Source organism: Trinickia sp. (genome assembly GCF_051954495.1).
Taxonomy (GTDB): domain Bacteria; phylum Pseudomonadota; class Gammaproteobacteria; order Burkholderiales; family Burkholderiaceae; genus Trinickia.
Window position 1 is genome coordinate 1 of sequence record NZ_JBQCHR010000165.1, and the last position, 23,417, is coordinate 23,417.

20 protein-coding genes and 1 pseudogene are annotated in these 23,417 nt (G+C 64.8%); 18 read left to right on the plus strand and 3 right to left on the minus strand.

Annotation, left to right across the window (positions count from 1 at the left end):
• From dnaX to ACTHNR_RS22965, 4 genes are all read left to right on the plus strand, one after another.
• The coding region (dnaX, locus tag ACTHNR_RS22950) for a DNA polymerase III subunit gamma/tau (protein WP_440550521.1) at nucleotides 1-2,353 on the plus strand (2,353 nt) is incomplete at its 5' end.
• Nucleotides 2,354-2,477: 124 nt separating this feature from the next.
• On the plus strand, nucleotides 2,478-2,804 hold the full coding sequence (locus ACTHNR_RS22955) for a YbaB/EbfC family nucleoid-associated protein (RefSeq protein ID WP_277426993.1): 327 nt from the start codon (nucleotides 2,478-2,480) through the stop codon (nucleotides 2,802-2,804).
• Nucleotides 2,805-2,880: 76 nt separating this feature from the next.
• The gene (gene recR / locus ACTHNR_RS22960) at nucleotides 2,881-3,477 is read left to right on the plus strand and encodes a recombination mediator RecR (RefSeq protein WP_440550523.1); all 597 of its coding nucleotides are present in this window, start codon (nucleotides 2,881-2,883) and stop codon (nucleotides 3,475-3,477) included.
• A 76-nt stretch (nucleotides 3,478-3,553) separates the two neighbouring features.
• A complete protein-coding gene (locus ACTHNR_RS22965; RefSeq protein WP_440550525.1) occupies nucleotides 3,554-4,759 on the plus strand; it encodes a CaiB/BaiF CoA transferase family protein in 1,206 nt (401 codons plus the stop codon).
• 85 nt (nucleotides 4,760-4,844) lie between these two features.
• On the opposite strand, the pseudogene ACTHNR_RS22970 reads toward ACTHNR_RS22965, so the two are convergent.
• Nucleotides 4,845-5,819, minus strand: a pseudogene (locus tag ACTHNR_RS22970) (NADPH:quinone oxidoreductase family protein).
• Between the two features lie 143 nt (nucleotides 5,820-5,962).
• On the opposite strand from ACTHNR_RS22970, the gene surE reads away from it, so the two are divergent.
• From surE to ACTHNR_RS22995, 5 genes are read left to right on the plus strand one after another with little or no spacing between them, the layout of a single operon-like run.
• Nucleotides 5,963-6,721, plus strand: a complete 759-nt coding sequence (surE, locus tag ACTHNR_RS22975) for a 5'/3'-nucleotidase SurE (protein ID WP_440550527.1) — start codon at nucleotides 5,963-5,965, stop codon at nucleotides 6,719-6,721.
• Nucleotides 6,718-7,578 (plus strand): protein-L-isoaspartate(D-aspartate) O-methyltransferase, encoded by an 861-nt coding sequence (locus ACTHNR_RS22980; protein ID WP_440550528.1) that lies wholly within the window; start codon nucleotides 6,718-6,720, stop codon nucleotides 7,576-7,578. Before surE ends, ACTHNR_RS22980 begins: the two co-directional genes overlap by 4 nt.
• Before the next feature lie 5 nt (nucleotides 7,579-7,583).
• Nucleotides 7,584-8,543, plus strand: a complete 960-nt coding sequence (locus tag ACTHNR_RS22985; protein WP_440550530.1) for a peptidoglycan DD-metalloendopeptidase family protein — start codon at nucleotides 7,584-7,586, stop codon at nucleotides 8,541-8,543.
• Nucleotides 8,544-8,554: 11 nt separating this feature from the next.
• Nucleotides 8,555-9,652: an RNA polymerase sigma factor RpoS gene (gene rpoS, locus ACTHNR_RS22990; protein ID WP_440550532.1), complete on the plus strand. Its 1,098-nt coding sequence runs from the start codon at nucleotides 8,555-8,557 to the stop codon at nucleotides 9,650-9,652.
• A 6-nt stretch (nucleotides 9,653-9,658) separates the two neighbouring features.
• The gene (locus ACTHNR_RS22995; RefSeq protein WP_440550534.1) at nucleotides 9,659-10,468 is read left to right on the plus strand and encodes a 3'-5' exonuclease; all 810 of its coding nucleotides are present in this window, start codon (nucleotides 9,659-9,661) and stop codon (nucleotides 10,466-10,468) included.
• Between the two features lie 31 nt (nucleotides 10,469-10,499).
• Here the strand turns inward: ACTHNR_RS22995 and ACTHNR_RS23000 are convergent, their stop codons facing one another.
• Entirely contained in the window at nucleotides 10,500-11,354 is an 855-nt protein-coding gene (locus ACTHNR_RS23000) for an endonuclease/exonuclease/phosphatase family protein (protein ID WP_440550551.1), read from the minus strand.
• 73 nt (nucleotides 11,355-11,427) lie between these two features.
• On the opposite strand from ACTHNR_RS23000, the gene rlmD reads away from it, so the two are divergent.
• Entirely contained in the window at nucleotides 11,428-12,822 is a 1,395-nt protein-coding gene (gene rlmD / locus ACTHNR_RS23005) for a 23S rRNA (uracil(1939)-C(5))-methyltransferase RlmD (protein ID WP_440550536.1), read from the plus strand.
• A gap of 166 nt (nucleotides 12,823-12,988) precedes the next feature.
• Here the strand turns inward: rlmD and ACTHNR_RS23010 are convergent, their stop codons facing one another.
• Nucleotides 12,989-13,687 carry a Bax inhibitor-1/YccA family protein gene (locus ACTHNR_RS23010; RefSeq protein WP_440550537.1) on the minus strand — a complete coding sequence of 233 codons (699 nt, stop codon included), beginning with the start codon at nucleotides 13,685-13,687 and terminating at the stop codon, nucleotides 12,989-12,991.
• 238 nt (nucleotides 13,688-13,925) lie between these two features.
• On the opposite strand from ACTHNR_RS23010, the gene ndk reads away from it, so the two are divergent.
• The 8 genes from ndk (at nucleotide 13,926) to der (ending at nucleotide 23,230) form a co-directional block, all read left to right on the plus strand.
• Complete coding sequence (gene ndk, locus ACTHNR_RS23015; protein WP_440550539.1) at nucleotides 13,926-14,351, plus strand: nucleoside-diphosphate kinase; 426 nt, start codon at nucleotides 13,926-13,928, stop codon at nucleotides 14,349-14,351.
• A gap of 116 nt (nucleotides 14,352-14,467) precedes the next feature.
• The gene (gene rlmN, locus ACTHNR_RS23020) at nucleotides 14,468-15,610 is read left to right on the plus strand and encodes a 23S rRNA (adenine(2503)-C(2))-methyltransferase RlmN (protein WP_440550540.1); all 1,143 of its coding nucleotides are present in this window, start codon (nucleotides 14,468-14,470) and stop codon (nucleotides 15,608-15,610) included.
• Between the two features lie 213 nt (nucleotides 15,611-15,823).
• Nucleotides 15,824-16,966, plus strand: coding sequence for a RodZ domain-containing protein (locus ACTHNR_RS23025; protein ID WP_440550542.1), 1,143 nt, complete (start codon nucleotides 15,824-15,826; stop codon nucleotides 16,964-16,966).
• Nucleotides 16,967-17,068: 102 nt separating this feature from the next.
• Nucleotides 17,069-18,361, plus strand: coding sequence for a flavodoxin-dependent (E)-4-hydroxy-3-methylbut-2-enyl-diphosphate synthase (gene ispG / locus ACTHNR_RS23030; protein WP_440550544.1), 1,293 nt, complete (start codon nucleotides 17,069-17,071; stop codon nucleotides 18,359-18,361).
• 18 nt (nucleotides 18,362-18,379) lie between these two features.
• Entirely contained in the window at nucleotides 18,380-19,714 is a 1,335-nt protein-coding gene (gene hisS, locus ACTHNR_RS23035; RefSeq protein ID WP_440550545.1) for a histidine--tRNA ligase, read from the plus strand.
• Nucleotides 19,715-19,771: 57 nt separating this feature from the next.
• Complete coding sequence (locus ACTHNR_RS23040; RefSeq protein WP_440550547.1) at nucleotides 19,772-20,401, plus strand: tetratricopeptide repeat protein; 630 nt, start codon at nucleotides 19,772-19,774, stop codon at nucleotides 20,399-20,401.
• A gap of 67 nt (nucleotides 20,402-20,468) precedes the next feature.
• Entirely contained in the window at nucleotides 20,469-21,614 is a 1,146-nt protein-coding gene (bamB, locus tag ACTHNR_RS23045; protein ID WP_440550548.1) for an outer membrane protein assembly factor BamB, read from the plus strand.
• A gap of 278 nt (nucleotides 21,615-21,892) precedes the next feature.
• On the plus strand, nucleotides 21,893-23,230 hold the full coding sequence (gene der, locus ACTHNR_RS23050; protein ID WP_440550549.1) for a ribosome biogenesis GTPase Der: 1,338 nt from the start codon (nucleotides 21,893-21,895) through the stop codon (nucleotides 23,228-23,230).
• Nucleotides 23,231-23,417 lie beyond the last annotated feature (187 nt).

Consider the following 23,417-nt stretch of genomic DNA (forward strand, 5'->3'; position numbering starts at 1 on the left):
GGATTTCGCTTCGCTCGTCGGACAAGAACACGTCGTGCGCGCGCTCACGCACGCGCTGGACGGTGGACGTCTGCACCACGCCTATCTTTTCACCGGAACGCGCGGCGTCGGCAAGACGACGCTCTCGCGTATTTTCGCGAAGGCGCTCAATTGCGAGACGGGTGTCACGGCCACGCCGTGCGGGGTATGCCGCGCGTGCCGGGAGATCGACGAAGGGCGCTTCGTCGATTACGTCGAAATGGATGCGGCGAGCAACCGCGGCGTCGATGAAATGGCCGCGCTGCTCGAGCGCGCGGTGTATGCGCCGGTCGACGCGCGCTTCAAGGTCTACATGATCGACGAAGTGCACATGCTGACGAACCACGCCTTCAACGCCATGCTGAAGACGCTGGAGGAGCCGCCGCCGCACATCAAGTTCATTCTTGCGACGACCGATCCGCAGAAAATCCCGGTCACCGTGCTCTCGCGCTGCCTGCAATTCAATTTGAAGCAGATGCCGGCCGGGCACATCGTCGGCCATCTCGAACGCATTCTGGCGGCCGAGCAGATCGTCTTCGAGCCGCAGGCCCTGCGGCTGCTCGCGCGCGCGGCCGAAGGCAGCATGCGAGATGCACTGTCATTGACCGATCAGGCAATCGCCTACTCGGCCAATCAAGTGACCGAGGAAGCGGTGCGCGGCATGCTCGGCGCGCTCGATCAAAGTTATTTGGTTCGCCTGCTCGACGCGATCGTCGCGGGAGACGGCGCACTCGTGCTGTCGGTGGCCGACGAAATGGCGATCCGCAGCCTGTCGTTTTCCACGGCTTTGCAAGATTTGGCGAGTTTGCTTCACCGCATCGCCTGGGCGCAGTTCGCGCCCGCTTCGGTGCTCGACGAGTGGCCCGAAGCGGGGGACTTGCGTCGGTTCGCCGAGGCGCTCACGCCGGAGCAAGTCCAGCTGTTCTATCAGATCGCCACGCTCGGGCGCGCCGAATTGGGTTTGGCGCCTGACGAGTACGCGGGCTTCACGATGACGCTGCTGCGCATGCTCGCGTTCGAGCCGGCGTTGCCGCCGGGGGGCGGCCCGTCGGGGACGACGCCGAAGGGCGCGGGGCAAGCGGGCGCCTTAGGAACCGCGGCGAACCGTCGCGCGCCGGTGGCTGCCCAAGCAGGTCGCGGGCCCGCGGCTGTGAATGCGCGCGGCGCGGGCGATAAGGCCGCATCGCCCGCCGCGCCGCCCATCGAGCCGACCGATTCCGCCGCCGATGCACCCGTGTCGCGAGGCGCGGTTCCGCTCTTGGCGAAGGGCGCCGGGGAAGCGCGGGACGCGTTCACTGCGCCGGCGGCCGACTTGGAAGACGTTGCGCCCGCGTTTTCCAGGGAGCCCCAACCCGGGGCGGCGCCCGAACCGGCTGGCGGCCCTCAGCCGAGCGCGCCGGCAACGCGACGCTCACCGGTTGCTTCGGCCGAATCGGCTTTAGTCGCGCCGCCCGCGGCAGCCGTGCCGCTAGCCGACACCCGGCCGCGCACGGGTGGCGCGAGCGCCGCGCTCGATGTGCTGCGCAACGCGGGTCTGCGCGTATCGACCGATCGTAATCGGGCGAGCGCGAAGCCCCTAGCCGAGACGCCGGTCAAGCCGCCCGCGCCGCGTCCGGCCGTCGTGGTGCCGACACCGCGCCCGCGTGCGCCGGAGCAGAACGTCGGGGCGCCGCGCGCTGAACGCGCCGCGCCGTCCGCCGCCGCACAAGCCCCGGCGCCATGGGACGACATGCCGCCGGCCGACGACTATCCGCCGCCTTCTTCCGAAGACGATTACTTTGCCGGCCCGCCTGACGACGGCTACATGCCCGAATTCGATCGCGGCCCTGACGACGTGCGCATCGATGCGCGTTTCGACGCTCCGGCCGCACCATCGACCCCGGCCATCGACCTGAGCCAGTTGCCGCCGCCCATCGCGCTCGGCGCCGTGGGCTTCGAGGGCGACTGGCCGGCGCTTGCGGGCAGCCTCGGGTTGACGGGCGTCGCTCACCAGCTCGCGTTCAACAGCGAATTGACCGGACTCGATGGCGAGAGCTTGATGCTGAGCGTGCCCGTGCCGCAGTATGCGGACGCCGCGCAGGTCGCCAAATTGAAGACGGCGCTGGCCGAGAAACTCGGCAAGACGCTAGATGTGCGGGTCACGGTGGGCCCCGCGCGCCGCACCGCCGCGGTGCTCGAGGCGGCCGCTCGCGCCGAGCGTCAGCGTGACGCCGAACGGGAAATCGGCGCGGATCCTTTCGTCCAATCGCTGATCCGCGATTTCGGCGCGAGCATCGTGCCGGGCTCGATCAAACCGATTTTGCCTGACGCCGAGGCGGGGGCCGCGGCGCGCTGAACCGCCCGAGCGCGATGCGACAGGGCACGACGAGCACGAAATACCTCTTCCAGATAACCTATTCGCGGCATCGCATCGATGCGACGGCCGCATGCAACGTCCATACGATCGAAGGAGCACGTCCATGATGAAAGGCCAACTCGCCGGGCTGATGAAGCAGGCCCAGCAGATGCAGGAAAACATGAAGAAGATGCAGGAGCAGCTTGCGCAGATCGAGGTCGAGGGCCAATCGGGCGCCGGGCTCGTGAAAGTGACGATGACCTGCAAGAACGATGTCCGACGCGTGTCGATCGACCCGAGCTTGCTCGCCGACGACAAAGACATGCTTGAAGACCTCGTCGCCGCGGCGTTCAACGACGCCGTGCGCAAGGCCGAAGCCACCGCGCAGGAAAAGATGAGCGGCATGACATCGGGCCTTCCGCTGCCGCCCGGGTTCAAACTGCCGTTCTGACGATGCGTTCTTTGCGATCCGCGACCGCCTTGCCGGTGAATAGCGTGGAGTGCGCGGTTGCTCGGAGCGAGGTGCGATGAAGCAGCCTTCCGCCCTCGTCGCGCTGGTCGAGGCGCTGCGCGTGCTGCCCGGCGTCGGGCCAAAATCCGCGCAGCGCATGGCCTATCACTTGATGCAGCACGATCGCGAAGGCGCCGAGCGGCTTGGCCGCTCGCTCTTGTTCGCGACGGAGCATCTGCGCCATTGCGAGAAGTGCAACACGTTCACCGAGGCGCGCCTGTGCGACGTATGCAGCGACGAGTCCAGGGACCCGACGCTGCTTTGCGTCGTCGAGACGCCGGCGGATCAAATCATGCTCGAGCAGACGATGACGTACCGCGGTCTGTATTTCGTCCTGATGGGGCGCTTGAGTCCGCTCGACGGTATCGGCCCGAAGGAAATCCACTTCGATCGTCTCGTCAAACGCGCGTCGGACGGTGTCGTCAAGGAAGTCGTGCTGGCCACGAATTTCACCAACGAAGGCGAGGCCACGGCCCATTACCTTGCGCAAACCTTGAAAGCACGAGATTTGTCGGTGACGCGCCTGGCGCGCGGAGTGCCTGTCGGCGGCGAGCTGGAATACGTCGACGCCGGCACGATCGCTCGCGCGATGCTCGATCGCCGTTCGCTCTAGCGAAAGCGGCGCCGCGGCCCGATACGTCGGCGCTCGGCCGAACGTACTTTGAACCTTTGAAGAGGAGAGGAGCGACATGAGCGCATCGACCGGCCCGCTCGCGGGTGTCAAGGTGCTCGAGCTGGGCACGCTGATCGCCGGGCCGTTCGCGTCGCGGATGCTTGGCGAGTTCGGCGCCGAAGTCGTCAAGGTCGAGGATCCGAACGGCGGAGACCCGCTGCGCAAGTGGCGCATGCTTTATCCGGAAACCGGCGGCACGTCGCTCTGGTGGGCCGTTCAGGCGCGCAACAAGAAATCGGTGACCCTGAACTTGAAGGCGCCCGAGGGTAAACGGATTCTGCAGCAGCTCGCGCGCGAAGCCGACATCGTCGTCGAAAACTTCCGCCCCGGGCTGCTCGAAAAACTCGGCCTCGGCTACGATGTGCTCAGCGCCGAAAATCCGGGCCTTGTCATGGTGCGTTTGTCGGGCTACGGCCAGAGCGGCCCGTATCGCGATCGGCCGGGGTTCGGCTCGATCGCCGAGGCGATGGGCGGCCTGCGTTACATCACGGGTTATCCCGAGCTGCCGCCGCCGCGCATCGGCATCTCGATCGGCGATTCGATCGCCGCGCTGCATGCGGTCATCGGTGCGCTGATGGCGCTGCACCATCGGCAGGCGAACGGGGGCAAAGGGCAGGTCGTCGACGTGGCGCTATACGAAGCCGTGTTCAACATGATGGAGAGCATCGTGCCCGAATACGGCGTGTACGGGGCCGTGCGCGAACGCACGGGCGCCTCGCTGCCGGGCATCGTGCCGTCGAATACCTATCCGTGCAAGGATGGCAGCATCGTTATCGGCGGCAACAGCGATCCGATTTTCAAGCGCCTGATGGTGGCGATCGAGCGTCAAGATCTAGCCGACGATCCGGCGCTCGCCCATAACGACGGCCGCGTGCCGCGCACGCGCGAGATCGACGATGCGATCGCCGCTTGGCTTTCGGAGCGCACGATCGAGGAAGCGCTCGGCGTCCTGAACGCAGCCGATGTGCCGGTTGGCCGGATCTATAGCGCGGCCGACATGTTCACCGATCCGCAATTCGCGGCTCGCAAGATGATCGAGCACTTCAAGTGGCAAGATGGGCTCGACATCGCGTTGCCCAACGTCACGCCGAAGCTTTCCGAGACGCCGGGCGGCACGCGATGGCTCGGGCCCGCGCTCGGCGAGCATACGGACGAGGTGCTCGCCGCGCTTGGCTACGACGCGCAGGCGATCGCCGAGCTGCGCGCCCGCAAGATCGTCTAGCGGCGCGCACAGCGGCTGGCGCGGTGCGTCTGTGCGGAAGCGGCCAGCTGAGCCTTGACGTGGCATGAGCGGCGCGGCTGATGCCCTAGGGCGTAATGACGATCTTGCCCGTCACGCGCCGCTGCGCCATGTCCGACAGCGCACGCGGCGTGTCTTCCAGCCGATAGCGCGCGCTGACGAGCGGGCGTAGCTTGCCTTCCCGCAGCTAGCGCGTCAGCTCCTCGAAGGCTTGCGCGTTGCGCTGCGGCTCGCGGCTCGCGAATTCGCCCCAGAACACGCCGACGACGCTCGCCCCCTTGAGCAGAGCCAGGTTCAACGGCAGCTTGGGAATCTCCCCGCTCGCAAAGCCCACGACGAGGTAGCGGCCGCGCCAGCCGATGCTGCGAAACGCCGGCTCGGAAGACGCGCCGCCGACAGGGTCGTAGACGACGTCCGGACCTTTCCCGTTCGTCAACTCGGCGATGCGTTCGCGCAAATTCTCGCTGTCATAGCGGATCGTCGCGTCGGCGCCATGCTCGCGTGCGGCGGCGAGCTTTTCGTCGCTGGACGCCGCGGCGATCACGCGCGCGCCCACCGCCTTGCCGATTTCGACGGCGGCCAGCCCGACGCCGCCGCCCGCGCCGAGGACCAGCATGGTCTCGCCGGCGCACAAGCCGCCGCGGTCGATGACCGCGTGATGCGACGTGCCATAGGCAAGCGTGAACGACGCCGCCGTCGCGTAATCCACGTCGCTCGGCAGCGGCATGCAGGCATCGGCCGGTGCGAGCGCTTGTTCGGCGAATCCTCCGATGCGTGTGAACGCCGCCACGGGCATGCCCACGCGAAGGTTGGCGACGCCATCTCCGACCGCCCGCACGAGTCCGGCCACTTCCGAACCTGGGGTGAACGGCAGCGGCGGTTTGAACTGATACTTATTCTCGATGACGAGCACGTCGGGGAAATTCACGCTAGCCGCTTTGACGTCGATGACGACTTCGCCGGGGCCCGGCTGCAGGTCGGCCAGCGTATCGACGATCAGGGTCTCGGGCGGTCCGTATCGGTGGCATCGAATGGCGCGCATCGGCGTTTCCTTGGGGGTGGCGGGTGTCTCGCCGCAGTGTAGAACAACTCGAACGACCGTGCCTTTTCGTCGCTTGAACGAATTGCCGCGCAGGCAGTCGTTCGATCGTAGAGACGCCTTCGCTCCTCGGTTACAATCGCCGGATGCGAATCCTACTGAGCAACGACGACGGTTATCTCGCGCCCGGACTTGCGGCGCTTTATCACGCACTGAAGCCCCTGGGCGAGGTGACGGTGATGGCGCCCGAGCAAAATTGCAGCGGCGCATCGAACTCGCTGACGCTTTCGCGTCCGCTGTCGGTTTGGCGATCGGCGAACGGTTTTTACTACGTAAACGGTACGCCGACCGATTCTGTCCATATTGCGCTGACGGGCATGCTCGATCACAAGCCCGACCTCGTCGTCTCGGGCATCAACAACGGCCAGAACGTCGGCGAAGATACCCTTTACTCGGGTACGGTCGCAGCCGCCACCGAGGGCGTCATGTTCAACGTCCCGGCCATCGCCTTTTCGCTCGTCGAAAAAGATTGGGCGCACTTGGAAGATGCGGCGCGCGTGGCGGCCGACATCGTTCGTCATTTCCTGAACCATCCGCTGCCGACGCACCCGCTCTTGAACGTCAATATCCCGAATCTGCCCTATGACCAGCTCGGCGATTGGGAAGTGACGCGCCTCGGCAAACGGCACCCGTCGCAGCCCGTCATCCGCCAAACCAACCCGCGCGGCGAGCCGATCTACTGGATCGGGCCGTCGGGCGAGGCGCTGGATGCGAGCGAGGGCACCGATTTTCACGCGCTTGCTCAAGGTCGCGTGTCCATCACGCCTCTGCAGCTCGATCTCACGCATACACAAATGATGGCCGCCACGCGAGAGTGGGCGCACGCCGCGCGTCGCGATTCATGACGGGCGAACGCGCCAAGCGCTTTCCGCTCGGGCTTGCCGATCTAGAGCGCAAACCCCGTACGGCGGCCGATTCGCGCGCCCGCCCGGACGAGCGCCCGCGGGCGCGCGAACCGCTGTCCGTCCGCGAGAACGCTGGCCGGCGCGCTGACATGCATACGTCGTATCCCGCCGACAAAATGGGGGCGCCCAACGTTCCGCTGACGAGCGCGCTCGCGCTGACTTCGGAACGGGTGCGCGAGCGCATGGTCGAAAGGCTTCGAGGTCATGGCATCGCCGATGCTCGCGTCCTCGATGCAATGGCCGCGGTCCCGCGCCATATGTTCGTCGATCCGGGGTTGGCGGCGCAGGCATATGAGGATTCGGCGCTGCCCATCGGCCATCAGCAGACGATCTCGAAGCCGTCGGTGGTGGCGCGCATGCTGGAATTGGCCGGTGCGGGCCGTTCCCTCGAGCGCGTACTCGAGATTGGCACCGGCTGCGGTTATCAAGCCGCCGTATTGAGCCGCATCGCGCGCGACGTCTACTCGATCGAGCGGATCAAGCCGCTGTACGAGCGCGCGAAGCTCAATCTGCGGCCGTTGCGGGTGCCGAACATTCGGTTGCATTACGGCGACGGGCGGGTGGGCTTGCCGGCCGCCGCGCCGTTCGACGCGATCGTGATCGCGGCGGCCGGGCTCGACGTGCCGCAGGCGCTGCTCGAGCAGTTGGCGGTTGGCGGCAGGCTCGTCGCACCGGTCGGTTCGCAGAACGGGCCGGCACAGGTGTTGACGCTCGTCGAGCGCGTCGCGCCGAGTCAATGGCGGGAGTCCCGCCTTGATCGCGTTTTCTTTGTCCCCTTAAAATCCGGAGTGATTTGACACCGATGTTTACGTTGCGCGCGATGCAAACACACAACGAACAGGCTCGGTTGACGGCCGCTCAGCGCGTCGTCTGTGCGCTTGCCCTCTCTACGCTCGCCGCATGCGCGACGCGGCTCGATCAGGCGCCCGTCGTGGACCGCTCGAGCGCGCTTTCGACAGCGGCGACCGCCGCCGCTCCGTTGGGCGCCTCGCAAAGCGCCGTCCCGCTTGGCCCGCCGCCACCCGGCTACTACCGGGTCAAGCCCGGCGACACGCTCTATCGCATTGCGCTCGAAAACGGTCAGAACTATCGCGACATCGCTGCGTGGAACAACCTCACGAACCCGAACCAAATCGAAGTCGACCAGCTATTGCGCGTCGCGCCGCCCGGTGCGAACACGGCCGCGATGACGCCCGGCGTGGCGACGGCGCCGGTGACGACCGGCGGCGCTGTGCAAGGCGCGCCGCTTGGCTCTTCCAGCGCGGGCGCACCGTCCGCCCCGACGGCGAATGCTGCCGTGCCGCCGATGTACGCCTCGACCCCCGGCGCGACCGCGACAACGATTCCGCCGCAGCCGGCGGCGGGCGCACCGGCGAGTTCGCCGGTCGGCGACGGTAGCGTCGCATTTTCGTGGCCCGTGCGAGGAAACATCCTCAACACGTTCGACGACAACCGGAACAAAGGCCTGAACATCGGTGGCACGCCGGGCGAGGCGGTCAAGGCCGCGGCGGACGGGCGCGTCGTTTATGCCGGAAATGGGCTGCGCGGTTACGGCAATCTCATTATCATCAAACACAACGCGATGTATCTCACCGCCTATGCACACAACCGCGCTTTGATGGTAAAAGAGGGGGATGCGGTGACGAAGGGGCAGAAGATCGCCGAGATGGGCAACAGCGATGCCGACCGCGTGATGCTGCACTTTGAGATCCGCCGACAGGGCAAACCTGTCGATCCGATGAAATACTTGCCGCCGCAATAAGCGATACGACCATGCCGACATCGAAGCGCCGCAAGCAGCACGCCGAAACGGACACGCCTAGCCGCGACACGCTCGACCGGGTGCATGATGCCGGCGCTTCGACGACCGAGCCCGAGGACGACCCGGCCGAGGCTGAATCCGAGTACGAATCGGAGGCGGCTTCCGGGGAAGCCGAGGAGGGTGCGGAGGGGCGCGAAGGAGCGGCCGAGCCCGGCCCGGATCCTGACGATTTCCGCGCGCTGCTGCAAGCCGAGCTGACGGCGGACACGATTCAGCATTACCTGAATCGCATCAGCGTCAAGCCGTTGTTGACGGTCGAGGAAGAACAGCGCTATTCGCGACTGGCCAAGGCGGGCGAATTCGAAGCGCGGCAGGTGATGATCGAGCGCAATCTGCGGCTCGTCGTGAGCATCGCGAAGGGCTACCTGAATCGCGGCGTGCCGCTGCTCGATCTGATCGAGGAAGGCAATCTGGGCCTCATGCACGCCATCGAAAAGTTCGATCCCACGCGCGGTTTCCGTTTTTCGACCTACGCGACTTGGTGGATTCGCCAAAGCATCGAACGGGCGATCATGAACCAGGCGCGCACGGTGCGGCTTCCGGTGCACGTCATCCGCGAGCTCAACCAAGTGCTGCGCGCGAAGCGCCACCTGGAAAAGAATTCGATGAATTCCGGCGAGCCTGTCGAACGTCGCGATGCGAGTATCGACGACATCGCTTATCTCACGGGCAAGACGACCGACGAAGTCACCGATATTCTCGCGCTCAACGAGCACACCGCCTCGCTCGATGCGCCGCTCGACCTCGACCCGGCCAGCAGCCTGCTCGATTTGCTGTCCGACGACCAAAGCCAGTCGCCCGACGCGGAAGTGCAGCACCGCGAGTTGGAAACGTTGACGCGGGCCTGGCTGTCGAGGCTGTCGGACAAGCATCGGCACGTTATCGAGCGGCGTTTCGGCCTCAATCATATCGAGCCGGCCACGCTCGAGGAGCTGGCCGACGAAATGGGCCTGACGCGCGAGCGGGTGAGGCAGATCCAGCAAGAGGCGCTCGTGCGCTTGAAGCGATTTTTCGCATCCAACGGCGTGCGCAAGGACGCCGTGCTCTAATACTTCATGATTCCGATTCTCGTTTTCGACATCGAGACGATCCCCGATGTCGCCGGCATTCGTCGCCTTGACGACCTGCCCGATTCCATGAGCGATGCCGACGTGGCCGAGCATGCATTCGCCGCACGCCGCGAAAAGACCGGCAGCGATTTCTTGCCGCACCATTTGCAGCGCGTGGCGGCGATTTCCTGTGTGTTTCGCGACCGTTCCGGATTGCGCGTACGCTCCCTCGGGACGATCGAGGACGGCGAAGCCGCGCTCATTCAATCGTTCTACCGTGTGATCGAGAAGTACACGCCGCAACTCGTTTCGTGGAACGGCGGCGGCTTCGATTTACCCGTCTTGCATTATCGCGCGCTCGTGCATGGCATTTCGGCGTCGCGCTATTGGGATCTGGGCGAAGACGACCGCGACTTCAAGTGGAACAACTACATCAGCCGGTATCACTCCCGTCATACCGATCTGATGGATGTGCTCGCGATGTATCAAGCGCGCGCCAATGCGCCGCTCGACGCGCTGGCCAAGCTATGCGGTTTTCCCGGCAAACTCGGCATGGACGGCGGCCAGGTGTGGACCGCCTTTCGTGAAGGGCGGATCGACGAAATCCGCAACTATTGCGAAACCGATGTCCTCAACACTTACTTGCTCTATTGCCGCTTTCAACTGATGCGCGGCGCCTTTTCCCCCGACGAGTACGCCGACGAGATCGCGTTCGTCAAACAATCGCTGGCACAAGAGAGCGCGCCGCACTGGGCGGAGTACTTGGCTGCATTCTCGGAACCCGCCATACCTGGCGCCGCCGCTGCGTCGCTGTGAATTCGTCGCCCGCCGTTGGCCGGCTTTCGATTTAATCGATCTCCAAAATGATCGGCTGATGATCGGATGCTTGCGTCGCCCCATCGATCTCGCAGCTTCGTAGGCGGTGGCGCAAGTCTTCCGTGACGAAGGCGAAATCGCACGTCAGCGGCCCGTCGCTCCACTGCCGAGTGTCGTACACGCCTGCCGTCAAGGGCGGCGTCATACCCGGATGCAACGTTGTCCATGCGTCGAGGAAGCCGGGTGCGCCCGGCAGCGGGGCGACAAAGCGCTGGTACGCCTCCGACCCGAAAGCACTGTTGAAGTCGCCGCAGACGATCGCGCTGACAGGTCTGGCTGTCGGAGCGAACGGGCCAACTGCGTTTTCGGCCGGCGCCGGATGCGCGGCGTGATCGGCCGCTTCCAGCTGCAACCGTCGCAAGTCGTCGACTTGCGCGAGACGCTGCTTCAGCGAATAAAATTCGAGATGCGTGACGATGACTCTCAGCGGCCCGCTGCTCGCCTCGATGATGGCCTCGAGCGCGACGCGCTGCATCGACGGCGCGGCGGCGTCGGCGGGCCACCTCAGCGAGTGGCGGATGGCCATCGAGACGGGCAGGCGAGTCGCGATCGCGTTGCCGAACTGGCGCCGCCGCCCCGATTCGTCCACTGGCGGGAGATCGGCGCCGATCGCGTCGAGCACGGTGTAGCCTGGCAGCGCTCGGGAAATTTCTTCGAACTGGTCCGGCCCGGGCCCGCCCGGCAGCACGCCGAACCCGCGCGTGATCTCCTGCATGCAGAGCACGTCGAAGTCGGCCAGCCGCTTGGCTTCGCCGATCGTTCGGTTCAGATCGACGCGGCCGCCGGCGTCGCGTCCCCATTGCACGTTCCAACTCACGAGCTTCACCATCGTTCTCCGTGGCATTGCGCCGTTCGTCTACAATCTCGCCTTTCGTCCCATGTCTGTCAGGAAGCCGCAGGTGTCCGAATCTCCTCGTAGTATCGCGCGTCGCAGCCAACGCGGCGCATCGCCCGTCGTATCGCCCGCGATCGAAATCCACTCTCTCGACATGGAGGCGCGCGGCGTCGGTCGGGTGACGACCGACGAGGGCGAGCCCGGCAAGGTTATTTTCGTCGAGGGCGCGTTGCCCGGCGAGCGCGTCACCTATACCAGCTACCGGAAAAAGGCGAGCTTCGAGCAGGCCGAGGTCGTCGATGTCTTACGCGCAAGCGCGATGCGTACCGCGCCTCAATGCAAGTTTTTCGGCACGTGCGGCGGCTGTTCGATGCAGCATCTCGACGAGCGCGCGCAGGTGGCAATCAAGCAGCGGGTGCTCGAGGACAATCTCTGGCATTTGTCCAAAGTCCGGCCGGAAACCGTTTTCAGGCCTATCCACGGACCCACTTGGGGGTATCGATACCGCGCGCGGCTGACGGTGCGCCATGTCGCCAAGAAGGGCGGCGTGCTGGTCGGTTTCCATGAGAGAAAGAGCAGCTATGTCGCCGATATGACGAGCTGCGAAGTGCTGCCGCCGCACGTTTCGGCGATGCTGGTCCCGTTGCGGGAGCTCGTTGCGCGCCTGACGATCCGCGACCGTCTGCCGCAAATCGAATTGGCCGTGGGCACGAGCGTCACGGCGCTCGTGCTACGCGTGCTAGAGCCGATGACGGCTGACGACGAAGCGCAAGTGCGTGCGTTCGCCGACGAGTACGGCGTGCAATTTTGGGTTCAGCCAAAAGGGCCGGATACGGCAGTGCCGTTCTATCCGCTCGATGTCGAACTCGACTACACGTTGCCCGAATTCGGTATTCGCATGCCGTTCAAGCCGACCGATTTCACGCAGGTCAATCACGCGATCAACCGCGTGCTGGTGGGCCGCGCGCTCAGGCTACTTTCGCCGAAGCGCGGCGATCGCGTGCTCGATCTTTTCTGCGGATTGGGCAATTTCACGCTCCCGCTCGCCCGCTTGGCGCGCGAGGTGGTGGGCATCGAAGGCAGCGAAGCGCTGACCACGCGCGCGCTGGCGAATGCCAAGACCAACGGTGTGGATCGGCACACGTCGTTCGCTTGCCGTAATTTGTTCGACGTAACGGCCGACGATCTGCGCGCGCTCGGTCCTTTCGACAAGTTCCTCATCGACCCGCCGCGCGAAGGTGCGCTCGCAGTCTCGAAGGCGTTGGCGGAAATCGCACAAAGTGGGGACGGATCGCTGCCGGGCCGCATCGTCTACGTCTCGTGCAACCCGGCCACGCTGGCGCGCGACGCGGGGCTGCTCGTGCACGAAGCGGGATATCGGCTGAAGGGCGCCGGCGTGGTCAATATGTTTCCGCACACGTCCCACGTCGAATCGATCGCGCTGTTCGAGCGCGACTGACCGTAGCGCCCGAGCCGCCGGACCCGCTCGCCGCATCGGCGGCGCGGGCGAAATAAAGCCTCCGCGGCGCGTGGCGCTCGCGGAGGCTCGTATGCTTCGGCGGAAACGAAGGCGTGTTCGTCCCGCCCAATCGGTAAGACGAGGGCGTTGCCGCCCCCACGGCGCGTCAGTTGCGGTTTCCGCCAAAGATGCCGAGCAGCGACAGCAGATTGACGAACACGTTGTAAAGATCGAGATAGATCGCGAGCGTGGCCGTGATGTAGTTGGTTTCCCCGCCGTTCACGATGCGTTGTACGTCGAACAGCATGTAGGCCGAGAAAATCACGATCGCGAGCACCGAGACGGTCAGCATCAGGGCCGGCAGGTGCAGGAACATGTTCGCGACCCCGGCGAGCAGGATGACGATCACGCCCATGAACAGCCATTGGCCGAGACCGGAGAAATCGCGCTTGCTGACCGTGGCGATCGTGGCCATGGCCGCGAAGATGACCGCCGTCCCGCCGAACGCGAGCATGATCAGCGACGCGCCGTTCGAGAAGTGCAGGATCATCGTCAGGAGCCGCGAAAGCATCAGGCCCATGAAGAACGTGAATCCCAGCAGCACCAGCACGCCGACCGAGCTTTCTTTCGTGCGCTCGATGGCGAACATGAAGCCGAAAGCGATCGCCAGGAACGCGAACAGGCTCATGACCGGGCTCGTGGCCGCGAACAGCGAGAAACCGCTCGCGACGCCGAGCCAAGCGCCGATCACGGTCGGCACCATCGACAGCGCGAGCAGCCAGTAGGTATTCCGTAGCACCCGGTTGCGGATGGCCGCCGAACCGACGGCGCCGCCGCGGGTGGCGTTGTACGGATAGTCGTTCATGCTTTCTCCTTGCGTAAAAACGCACTCAAACAGGGTTTCGCTCGATTGCGCGGCGAAGGCCTCGCAAGTGGTCTACCCGTTTCCTAAGATCGGCCCGATCGGCGGGAGTTTCAAGCGCTGCGCACGCTTTTCGAACGATCTTTCGCGAGCGAAGGGGATCGGTCGCAATCATACACTGGAACATGCTACAATTGCAGATTCATTAGAATCCGTAACCCCTTAATTTTTTGGAGTTTTTATGGCGATCGAGCGTACTCTGTCGATTATCAAGCCCGATGCAGTGGCGAAAAACGTGATTGGCCAGATCTACAGCCGTTTCGAAAACGCGGGCCTGAAGATCGTCGCAGCGCGCATGGCGCAACTGTCGCGCGCCGACGCGGAAAAATTCTACGCCGTCCACGCCGCGCGTCCGTTCTTCAAGGATCTCGTCGAATTCATGATCTCGGGCCCGGTAATGGTGCAAGTGCTCGAAGGCGAAAGCGCCATCCTGAAGAACCGCGACCTGATGGGCGCAACCGATCCGAAGAAGGCCGACAAGGGCACGATCCGCGCCGATTTCGCCGACAGCATCGACGCGAACGCCGTGCACGGTTCGGACGCCGCGGAAACGGCGGCTGTCGAAATCGCGTTCTTCTTCCCGGAAATCAACGTCTACTCGCGCTGATCGCCGGACGATAAGTCCACGATCGATGCCTGGCGCGAGCAGCCCGCCTGGCCTGGTGTCGCGCTTCACGCGCGTAGCCGTGCCGGGCGGGCTGCATTGAAACAGCAGGATCCGACATGACGAGCAGTTCCTCCGTCAACCTTCTCGACCTCGACGCCGCGGGCCTCGTCGCCTATTGCGACAGCCTGGGCGAGAAGGCGTTTCGCGCCAAGCAGCTGCAGCGCTGGATTCACCAGTACAACGCCGCCGATTTCGACGGCATGACCGATCTCGCGAAATCGCTTCGCACGAAGCTCAAGGATCGCGCGGCCATCGTGATGCCGCCCGTGGTCAGCGACCACGTATCGGCCGACGGCACCCGCAAGTGGCTCGTCGACGTCGGCAACGGCAACGCCGTCGAGACGGTGTTCATTCCCGAAGAGACCCGCGGCACGCTGTGCGTGTCGTCGCAGGCGGGCTGCGCCGTCAACTGCCGGTTCTGCTCGACGGGCAAGCAGGGTTTTTCGCGCAATCTGAGCACGGCCGAAATCATCGGCCAGTTGCGGATGGCCGAATTCGCCTTGCGGGCCGCGCTCGGTCGCCCGCATGCGCCCGACAACAAGGGCGAACGCGTCATCACCAATGTGGTCATGATGGGCATGGGCGAGCCGCTGCTCAATTACGATGCGCTCGTCCCGGCGCTCAGGCTCATGCTGGACGACAACGCCTACGGGCTATCGCGTCGCCGTGTGACGGTCTCGACGTCGGGCGTCGTGCCGATGATGGACCGGCTCGGGGCCGACCTGCCGGTTGCGCTCGCCGTGTCGCTGCATGCGCCCAACGATTCGCTGCGCGACATGCTGGTGCCGCTGAACAAGAAGTATCCTCTGCGCGAGTTGATGAGCGCCTGCAGGCGGTACCTCGAAGTCGCACCGCGCGATTTCATCACGTTCGAGTACTGCATGCTCGACGGCGTCAACGACAGCGACGCGCACGCACGCGAGTTGCTTGCGCTGACGGCCGACGTGCCGTGCAAGTTCAACCTGATTCCGTTCAATCCGTTTCCGGAGTCGGGCCTCGTGCGCTCCAAGGCTGACCGGATCAAGCGCTTCGCGCAGATTCTCATCGACGCGGGCGTCGTGACGACGGTGCGCAAGACGCGCGGCGACGATATCGATGCTGCTTGCGGTCAGCTCGCGGGCGCGGTGAAGGACCGCACGCGGGTGGCCGAGCGGATGGGCCGGGCGGGCAAGGTCATCGAAGTGCGGCCCGTGCGCTAACGTATTGGCGCCTGAGCGCGTGACCGATCGGGGTACGGCACGAGCGGCAGGCAAGAGAAGTCGCATCGCCTGAGGCGATGCGCGGCATGAAGGGGGCGGCGCCATGGGTGCGCCGCCATGCAGTAGCGAGACAGACGGTCCGCGCAGCGAGGGCAGCTGATGAGCTGTACCGCGCGCGGAGTGGAAAAAAGAGAATCGACGCGAGGATCAGGGATGAGTGAGCCGCAGCATCCGCAATCAGAAGGCACACAGACTGGCGCGGGCCGGGGAAGCGTCGAGCCGCAGGCGGCGCCGGGCGCCTCGTACGCGCCGCTCGACTCGCTGGCCGCGGTCGGAGCGCGTCTTGCGCAAATGCGGGAAGCGAAGGGCTGGTCCGTCGATGACGTGTCGGCGCGATTGAAGGTTTCGCCAAATAAAATGCGCGCACTCGAGGCGGGCGACATCAGCCAGTTGCCCGGAACGACGTTCGCGCTGGGCGTCATCCGCAGCTATGCCAAGATGCTGGGCACCGATCCCGAGCCGTTCGCTCAAGCCCTGCGGCGCGTCAAAGGTGAACCCGAACCCGATCTGTCGATGCCTGCGTCGAGGGGCGCGGATCTGCCGCGCGGGCGGGTGTCCGTGTCCCTGGGCGGCACGCCTAAGCACCGATCGTGGTGGTGGGGCGTCGCAGCCGGTGTTGTCGTCATCATCGCGCTGGCGATGTGGCGCCAGGGTGGTGATTCGTCGGCCTGGTTGGCGCGCCTGAAGGCGCGCGCCGGCGGGTTGGCCGCCAATCCGGCCGGCGCGGCGTCGGGTGCGGTGGCGCCCGGTACCGCGGTCATGGCATCCGGGTTGGTGGGCGACCAAGCGGCGGCGCCTGGTGCGGCCGCGGCTTCGGACGAACAGGCCAACGCGGCGACGACGGCTGCGGCAAGCGGCGCAACGATTGCCCATCTGGAAACCACGGAGCTGCCGCCCGCGGCTTCGCAGCCGGCGATCGTGCAGGCCACGCCGCCCGCCTCGGTCCCCGTTGCCGGGCCTCAGCCTGCGTCGCAGCAGCCGGCCGTCGCGAAAGCATCGGAGCCCGCGGCGCAGCCGGCCGTGGCGGCATCCGACACGCCGGCGCCCGGTGCGTCGACGGTCGCGGTGAAGGTCACGCAAGACAGCTGGTTCAGCGTCCGCGACAAAAACGGCAAGGAAGTTTTCTCGGGGCTCGTGCACGCAGGCGAGTCGAAGGAAGTATCGGGGCAGGCGCCCTTCAAGATTACAGCGGGCAACCGCGCGGGGCTCGAATCGATGACGCTCGACGGACAGCCCGTCGAAGCGGCCAAGTTCGGTCCGAACAAGGGCAACGTCGTGCATTTCACGTTGCCGTAACGATCTAGCGCCGCGGTGGCCCGCCGCGGCCACGTTCATTCGGGCGAGCGGCCGTCGAAGACGGTCGCGCGCGCAGCGTAACCAGTATCCACGGTTCTTTCGATGCCTACCGACAACAGCAGTCAAATTTGTTCTTCCGAACCGGTTTTCGGCGGTCCCGCGAAGCGCCGCGCCTCGAACGCGGTCGACGTTCGCTGGGGCGGCCAGCTCGTGACGATCGGCGGCGATGCCCCCGTCCGTATTCAGTCGATGACGAATACGGATACCGCCGATGCGATCGGCACGGCTATCCAAATCAAGGAACTCGCACAAGCGGGTTCGGAACTCGTGCGGATCACCGTGAATACGCCCGAGGCCGCGCAGGCTGTTCCCGCGGTTCGCGAGCAGCTCGACCGGATGGGCGTGACGGTGCCGCTCGTCGGCGATTTCCACTACAACGGGCATTTGCTGCTGCGCGACTACCCCGCGTGCGCCGAAGCGCTTTCGAAATACCGCATCAACCCGGGCAACGTCGGTCATGGCGCGAAACGCGACACGCAATTCGCGCAGATGATCGAAGCGGCGATTCGCTATGACAAGCCCGTGCGTATCGGCGTGAATTGGGGCAGCCTGGATCAGGACCTGCTCGCGCGCATGATGGACGCCAACGCCGAACGCAGCGAGCCGTGGGATGCGCAGAGCGTCATGTACGAAGCGCTGATTCAGTCGGCGATCGGCTCGGCCGAGCGCGCCGTCGAACTTGGTTTGTCGCGTAACAAGATCATCTTGTCGTGCAAGGTGAGCGGCGTGCAGGATCTCATCGCCGTTTACCGCGAACTCGCGCGCCGCTGCGAGTTCGCGCTCCATCTCGGGCTGACCGAAGCGGGCATGGGATCGAAAGGCATCGTTGCATCGACGGCCGCGCTCAGCGTTCTGCTGCAGGAAGGGATCGGCGATACGATCCGCATCTCGCTGACGCCCGAGCCCGGCGCGTCGCGCACGGGCGAAGTCGTGGTCGGCCAGGAAATCCTGCAAACGATGGGTTTGCGCTCGTTTACGCCCATGGTCATCGCTTGCCCGGGCTGCGGCCGCACGACGAGCACGCTGTTCCAAGAGCTTGCCTCGCAGATCCAAACTTATCTGCGTGCGCAGATGCCCGTTTGGCGCGATCAATACCCCGGCGTCGAAAAGATGCACGTGGCGGTGATGGGCTGCATCGTCAACGGTCCGGGCGAATCGAAGCAAGCCAACATCGGCATCAGTTTGCCCGGCTCCGGCGAAAACCCGGCGGCGCCCGTATTCATCGACGGCGAGAAGGTCAAAACCTTGCGCGGCGAGCGGATCGCGGAGGAATTCCAGCAAATCGTGAGCGACTACGTCGAGCGCCGCTATGGCCGCCAGAGCGTCGCGAACTAAAGACCGAACCGAACTACGATGACAGAACAGAAGAGAAAGCTCGAGAAGCTCGCCGGCGTCAAAGGCATGAACGACATCCTGCCTCAGGACGCCGCGCTGTGGGACTTCTTCGAATCGACGGTCAAGTCGATGCTGCGCGCGTACGGTTATCAGAACATCCGTACCCCGATCGTCGAGCACACCCAGCTCTTCACGCGCGGGATCGGCGAAGTGACCGACATCGTCGAAAAAGAAATGTACAGCTTCGTCGATTCGCTCAATGGCGAGCATCTCACGCTGCGGCCCGAAAATACGGCGGCCGTCGTGCGCTCCGCCATCGAGCACAACTTGCTTTACGATGGCCCGAAGCGGCTTTGGTACATCGGCCCGATGTTCCGTCACGAGCGTCCGCAACGCGGGCGCTACCGGCAGTTTCACCAAGTGGGCGTCGAAGCCCTCGGTTTTGCCGGCCCCGACACGGACGCCGAAATCATCTTGATGTGCCAGCGTCTGTGGGGCGACCTCGGTTTGACCGGCATTCGTCTCGAGATCAACTCGCTCGGCCTTGCCGAAGAGCGCGCGGCCCATCGGGTCGAGCTCATCGCGTATCTTGAAAAGCACGTCGATGTGCTCGACGAGGACGCCAAACGTCGCCTCTATACGAATCCGCTGCGCGTGCTCGATACCAAAAATCCGGCGCTGCAAGAGATTGCGCAAAATGCGCCGAAGCTCATCGATTTCCTCGGCGATGCGTCGCGCGCCCATTTCGATGGATTGCAGCGCTTGCTGAAGGCGAACAACATCCCCTTCACGATCAATCCCCGGCTCGTGCGCGGCCTCGACTACTACAACTTGACCGTCTTCGAGTGGGTGACCGACAAGCTCGGCGCGCAGGGGACGGTCGCCGCGGGCGGACGTTACGATCCGCTGATCGAGCAGCTGGGCGGCAAGCCGACGGCGGCTTGCGGCTGGGCGATGGGCGTCGAGCGCATCCTCGAATTGCTGAAGGAGGAATCGCTCGTGCCGCAGGAGGAGGGCTGCGATGTTTATGTCGTGCATCAGGGCGAGCCCGCGCGCGAGCAGGCCTTCATCATCGCCGAGCGGCTGCGCGACACCGGCCTCGACGTCATCCTCCACTGCAGCGCCGACGGGGCCTCCGCCAGCTTCAAGTCTCAAATGAAGCGCGCCGACGCGAGCGGCGCCGCGTTCGCCGTCATTCTCGGCGAGGAGGAAGTGGCGAATGGCACGGCGGGCGTCAAGCCGTTGCGCGACGCGACTGGCGAAAAGAGCGAACAGAGCACCGTTCCGGTCGAAAACTTGACCGAATTTCTAATCAATGCGATGGTTGCAACCGCCGAAGACGGCGAGGACTGATGCAACCCTCGCCGCCCACGACAACGACGGCGCGAGACAAGAAGGAATCGCTTGGCGATGAGTTATCACGACGAACAAGAATCGATTGAAAGCTTCAAGGCTTGGTGGGCGCAATGGGGCAATACGTCCACCTGGATCGTGCTCGTGGCGCTCGTCGCCGCGGCGGCATGGAACGGCTGGAATTTCTGGCAGCGCCGCCAGGCCGCGCAAGCCGCGGTGCTCTACGAACAGGTGCAGCAGGCTGTCGCCTCGAAGGATAAAGCGGCTGTCGCGCGTGACGCTGGCGATATGGAGTCGCGCTACGGCGGCACGGCGTACGCCCAAATGACGGCGCTCGCGGCTGCGAAGGCGCTGTACGACGCGGGCGACGCCGCCGGCGCGAAAGCGCAGCTGCAATGGGCGGTCGACCACGCCAAGGACGACGAGTACAAGGAAGTCGCGAAGCTGCGCCTTGCGGCCGTGCTGCTGGACGAAAAGGCTTACGATGCGGGCCTCGCGCTGCTCGACGGCACGCCGCCGGAAGGCTTCCAGGGCGCCGTGGCCGATAGGCGCGGCGACTTGCTGGCGGCGGCGGGCAAGCGTGCGGATGCGCGCAGCGCCTACCAGCTCGCGTTGTCGTCGCTGAACAAGAGCGACACGTCCTCGCGCCAGCTCATTCAATTCAAGCTCGACGCGCTCGGCGGTTGAGCGGCGCGAGTTCGCGTCGCCGCAGCCGGCCTTCCATGAACAACCTTTGACGAAGCTTCGCTCACCGATGAATTTGCTGAAACGTATCGCCGTGCCCGTCGCTTGCGCGATGACCGTCCTCGCGATGGCGGCTTGCTCGTCCACCAAGGACGAACGCCGCAATCCGGTGCCCCTCACCGAGTTCAAGTCTGTCTTCAACGTCGAGCGGGCTTGGAAAGCGAGCGTCGGCAAGGCAGGGCGTTACTTCTTCTCGCCGGTGGTCGTCGGCGACGCCGTCTACGCCGCCGGCTCCAACGGCACGGTGGCGAAGATCGACGGCAAGACCGGGCAGGACGTGTGGCGCACCAAGGTGCACACGGACCTGACCGCGGGCGTCGGCAGCGACGGCACGTACACGGCCGTCGGGGCGGAAAAGGGCGGCGTCGTGGTGATCGACGCCGACGGAAAGCTGCTTTGGAAGACATCGGTGCCGGGCGAGATCGTGTCGCCTCCGCTCGTGGGCAACGGGTATGTGATCGTGCGCACGATCGACGGGCAAATCAGCGCCTTCGCGGCTTCCACGGGCGAGCTGCGCTGGCAATATCGCAATCGGGCCGTGCCGCTCAATTTGCGCGTATCGGCCGGGATGACCTTTGCCGGGGACGTTGCCGTGCTGGCCGGTTTCCCGGGCGGTTCGCTGGCGGCGATCAACCTGAAGACCGGCGACGACTACTGGCAAGCGCCGGTTTCGTTCCCGAAGGGCGTAACCGAGGTGGAACGGATCAACGACGTGACGGGCGCGCCCACACTCGTCGGCGCACAGGCTTGCGCGGTGACGTTCCAAGGCCGCCTGAGCTGCTTCGATGCGAACAACGGCCAGCCGGTATGGGAAAAGCCGTTTTCCGGCGTCAGCGGTCTGGCCGAGGACGGCAAGGCGGTCGTCGCGCCCGACGATTGGTCGGTGTTGCAGGCTTTCGACGTGACGACGGGTAAGCCGCTTTGGAAGAACGACAAGCTGAAGAATCGCGATCTGAGCACGCCGTACATGCTGGGGCCGGATGTGGTCGTCGGCGATTATCAAGGCTATGTGCATTTCCTCTCGCGCGACGACGGCTCGTTCCTCGCGCGCGTCAAGACGGACGGTAGCCCGATCACTGCCGCGCCCGTCGCGGTGGGCAACACGCTGATCGTGCAAACGCACGACGGCGACCTGTACGGGTTTGTTTCGCACTGAGCGCAGCATACGTTCAGTCGTGACCGCGGGCCGGCTCAGCCGGCCGCGGCCTTTTTTAGAACCGGCGCGCGGCGCGCGTCCGGCCAATGAATGCGCGATGCGGTTCTCACTGCTGTATCGTGATGATTTTCGAGCGGTAACGCGCGGCGCTCGTTCGGCGTGACCGCGCCGCCCAAGCCGCTGGCGACGCTTGCGGCGCCGCGAGACGCCGATGGTCCCGCGACTCGTCACCCCGGCGAGCCGGCGAGATGGCGCAAGCTTCACTTAGACAACGTCAGATGAAACCCGTAATTGCCCTAGTCGGGCGCCCCAATGTGGGGAAATCCACTCTGTTCAACCGGTTGACCCGTTCGCGCGATGCGCTGGTCGCCGACTTGCCCGGCCTGACACGCGATCGCCACTATGGCGAAGGGCGCGTCGGCGATCGCCCCTACCTGGTCGTCGACACCGGTGGGTTCGAGCCGGTGGCCAAGGACGGCATCTTGCATGAGATGGCGCGGCAAACGCGGCAGGCCGTCGAGGAGTCGGACATCGTCGTATTCATCGTGGACGGGCGAAACGGGCTCGCGCCGCAGGACAAAGCGATCGCCGACTATCTGCGCAAGACGGGCAGGCCGATCTTCCTCGTCGTGAACAAGGCGGAGGGCATGAAGTACACGGCCGTCGCATCCGACTTCTACGAACTCGGTCTCGGCGATCCCCGTGCCATTTCGGCCGCGCATGGCGACGGCGTGAACGAGATGATCAACGACGCGCTCGAAATCGCGTATGCGGGCCATCCGGAAGAGGAAGACGAGCAAAACAAGGCCCGCGGCGTCAAGATCGCGATTGTAGGGCGACCGAACGTCGGCAAATCGACGCTCGTCAACACGCTGATCGGCGAGGATCGCGTCATCGCATTCGATATGCCGGGCACGACGCGCGATTCGATCTATGTGGATTTCGAGCGGCAAGGCAAGCACTACACGCTGATCGACACCGCCGGCTTGCGCCGCCGCGGCAAGGTATTCGAAGCGATCGAGAAGTTCTCGGTCGTGAAAACGCTGCAGTCGATCGCCGACGCCAATGTAGTCATTCTGCTGCTCGATGCGCGCCAGGATATTTCCGATCAAGACGCGCACATCGCCGGGTTCGTCGTCGAGCAAGGGCGGGCGCTCGTTGTTGGTGTGAACAAATGGGACGGCCTCGATCCGCATGTGCGCGAGCGCACCAAAGCGGACATGTTGCGAAAGCTTAAATTTCTCGAGTTCGCAAAATTTCACTTCATTTCGGCCACCGAGAAGACCGGAATCGGCGCGCTCATGCGGTCGGTCGACGATGCCTACGCCGCCGCGATGGCCAAGCTGCCGACGCCCAAGCTCACGCGTGCGCTGATCGAGGCCGTCGAATTTCAGCAGCCGCGGCGCCGCGGCCCTGTACGGCCCAAGCTGCGCTATGCGCACCAAGGTGGGCAGAATCCACCCATCATCGTCATCCACGGCAATGCGCTCGATGCGGTGACCGAAACCTACAAACGCTATCTCGAAAACCGCTTTCGAGAAACTTTCTCGTTGACGGGCACTCCATTGCGCATAGAGTTCCGTTCGTCGACGAATCCGTACGCGGACAAGGGCTGACCGGGCTCCGGCGCGGCTTCGCCGGTCGGCCTAGCGGAGCGTGCGCCAACGAAAATCGGCTATAGTGTAGCGATTGGCGGCGGATTTCTTTTTCTTCGTCCCAATCTGGATCCAACCTGCAAAAAAACGACGGAGTTTGCTATGAGCAACAAAGGGCAACTGTTACAAGACCCGTTTCTGAACGCAC

What these genes read in the sequence shown, in the direction of transcription:
- ACTHNR_RS22955 (WP_277426993.1), top strand. Translation starts at nt 2,478, where the DNA reads ATGATGAAAGGCCAACTCGCCGGGCTGATGAAGCAGGCCCAGCAGATG.
- recR (WP_440550523.1), top strand. Translation starts at nt 2,881, where the DNA reads ATGAAGCAGCCTTCCGCCCTCGTCGCGCTGGTCGAGGCGCTGCGCGTG.
- ACTHNR_RS22965 (WP_440550525.1), top strand. Translation starts at nt 3,554, where the DNA reads ATGAGCGCATCGACCGGCCCGCTCGCGGGTGTCAAGGTGCTCGAGCTG.
- surE (WP_440550527.1), top strand. Translation starts at nt 5,963, where the DNA reads ATGCGAATCCTACTGAGCAACGACGACGGTTATCTCGCGCCCGGACTT.
- ACTHNR_RS22980 (WP_440550528.1), top strand. Translation starts at nt 6,718, where the DNA reads ATGACGGGCGAACGCGCCAAGCGCTTTCCGCTCGGGCTTGCCGATCTA.
- ACTHNR_RS22985 (WP_440550530.1), top strand. Translation starts at nt 7,584, where the DNA reads ATGTTTACGTTGCGCGCGATGCAAACACACAACGAACAGGCTCGGTTG.
- rpoS (WP_440550532.1), top strand. Translation starts at nt 8,555, where the DNA reads ATGCCGACATCGAAGCGCCGCAAGCAGCACGCCGAAACGGACACGCCT.
- ACTHNR_RS22995 (WP_440550534.1), top strand. Translation starts at nt 9,659, where the DNA reads ATGATTCCGATTCTCGTTTTCGACATCGAGACGATCCCCGATGTCGCC.
- ACTHNR_RS23010 (WP_440550537.1), bottom strand. Translation starts at nt 13,687, where the DNA reads ATGAACGACTATCCGTACAACGCCACCCGCGGCGGCGCCGTCGGTTCG.
- ndk (WP_440550539.1), top strand. Translation starts at nt 13,926, where the DNA reads ATGGCGATCGAGCGTACTCTGTCGATTATCAAGCCCGATGCAGTGGCG.
- rlmN (WP_440550540.1), top strand. Translation starts at nt 14,468, where the DNA reads ATGACGAGCAGTTCCTCCGTCAACCTTCTCGACCTCGACGCCGCGGGC.
- ACTHNR_RS23025 (WP_440550542.1), top strand. Translation starts at nt 15,824, where the DNA reads ATGAGTGAGCCGCAGCATCCGCAATCAGAAGGCACACAGACTGGCGCG.
- ispG (WP_440550544.1), top strand. Translation starts at nt 17,069, where the DNA reads ATGCCTACCGACAACAGCAGTCAAATTTGTTCTTCCGAACCGGTTTTC.
- hisS (WP_440550545.1), top strand. Translation starts at nt 18,380, where the DNA reads ATGACAGAACAGAAGAGAAAGCTCGAGAAGCTCGCCGGCGTCAAAGGC.
- ACTHNR_RS23040 (WP_440550547.1), top strand. Translation starts at nt 19,772, where the DNA reads ATGAGTTATCACGACGAACAAGAATCGATTGAAAGCTTCAAGGCTTGG.
- bamB (WP_440550548.1), top strand. Translation starts at nt 20,469, where the DNA reads ATGAATTTGCTGAAACGTATCGCCGTGCCCGTCGCTTGCGCGATGACC.
- der (WP_440550549.1), top strand. Translation starts at nt 21,893, where the DNA reads ATGAAACCCGTAATTGCCCTAGTCGGGCGCCCCAATGTGGGGAAATCC.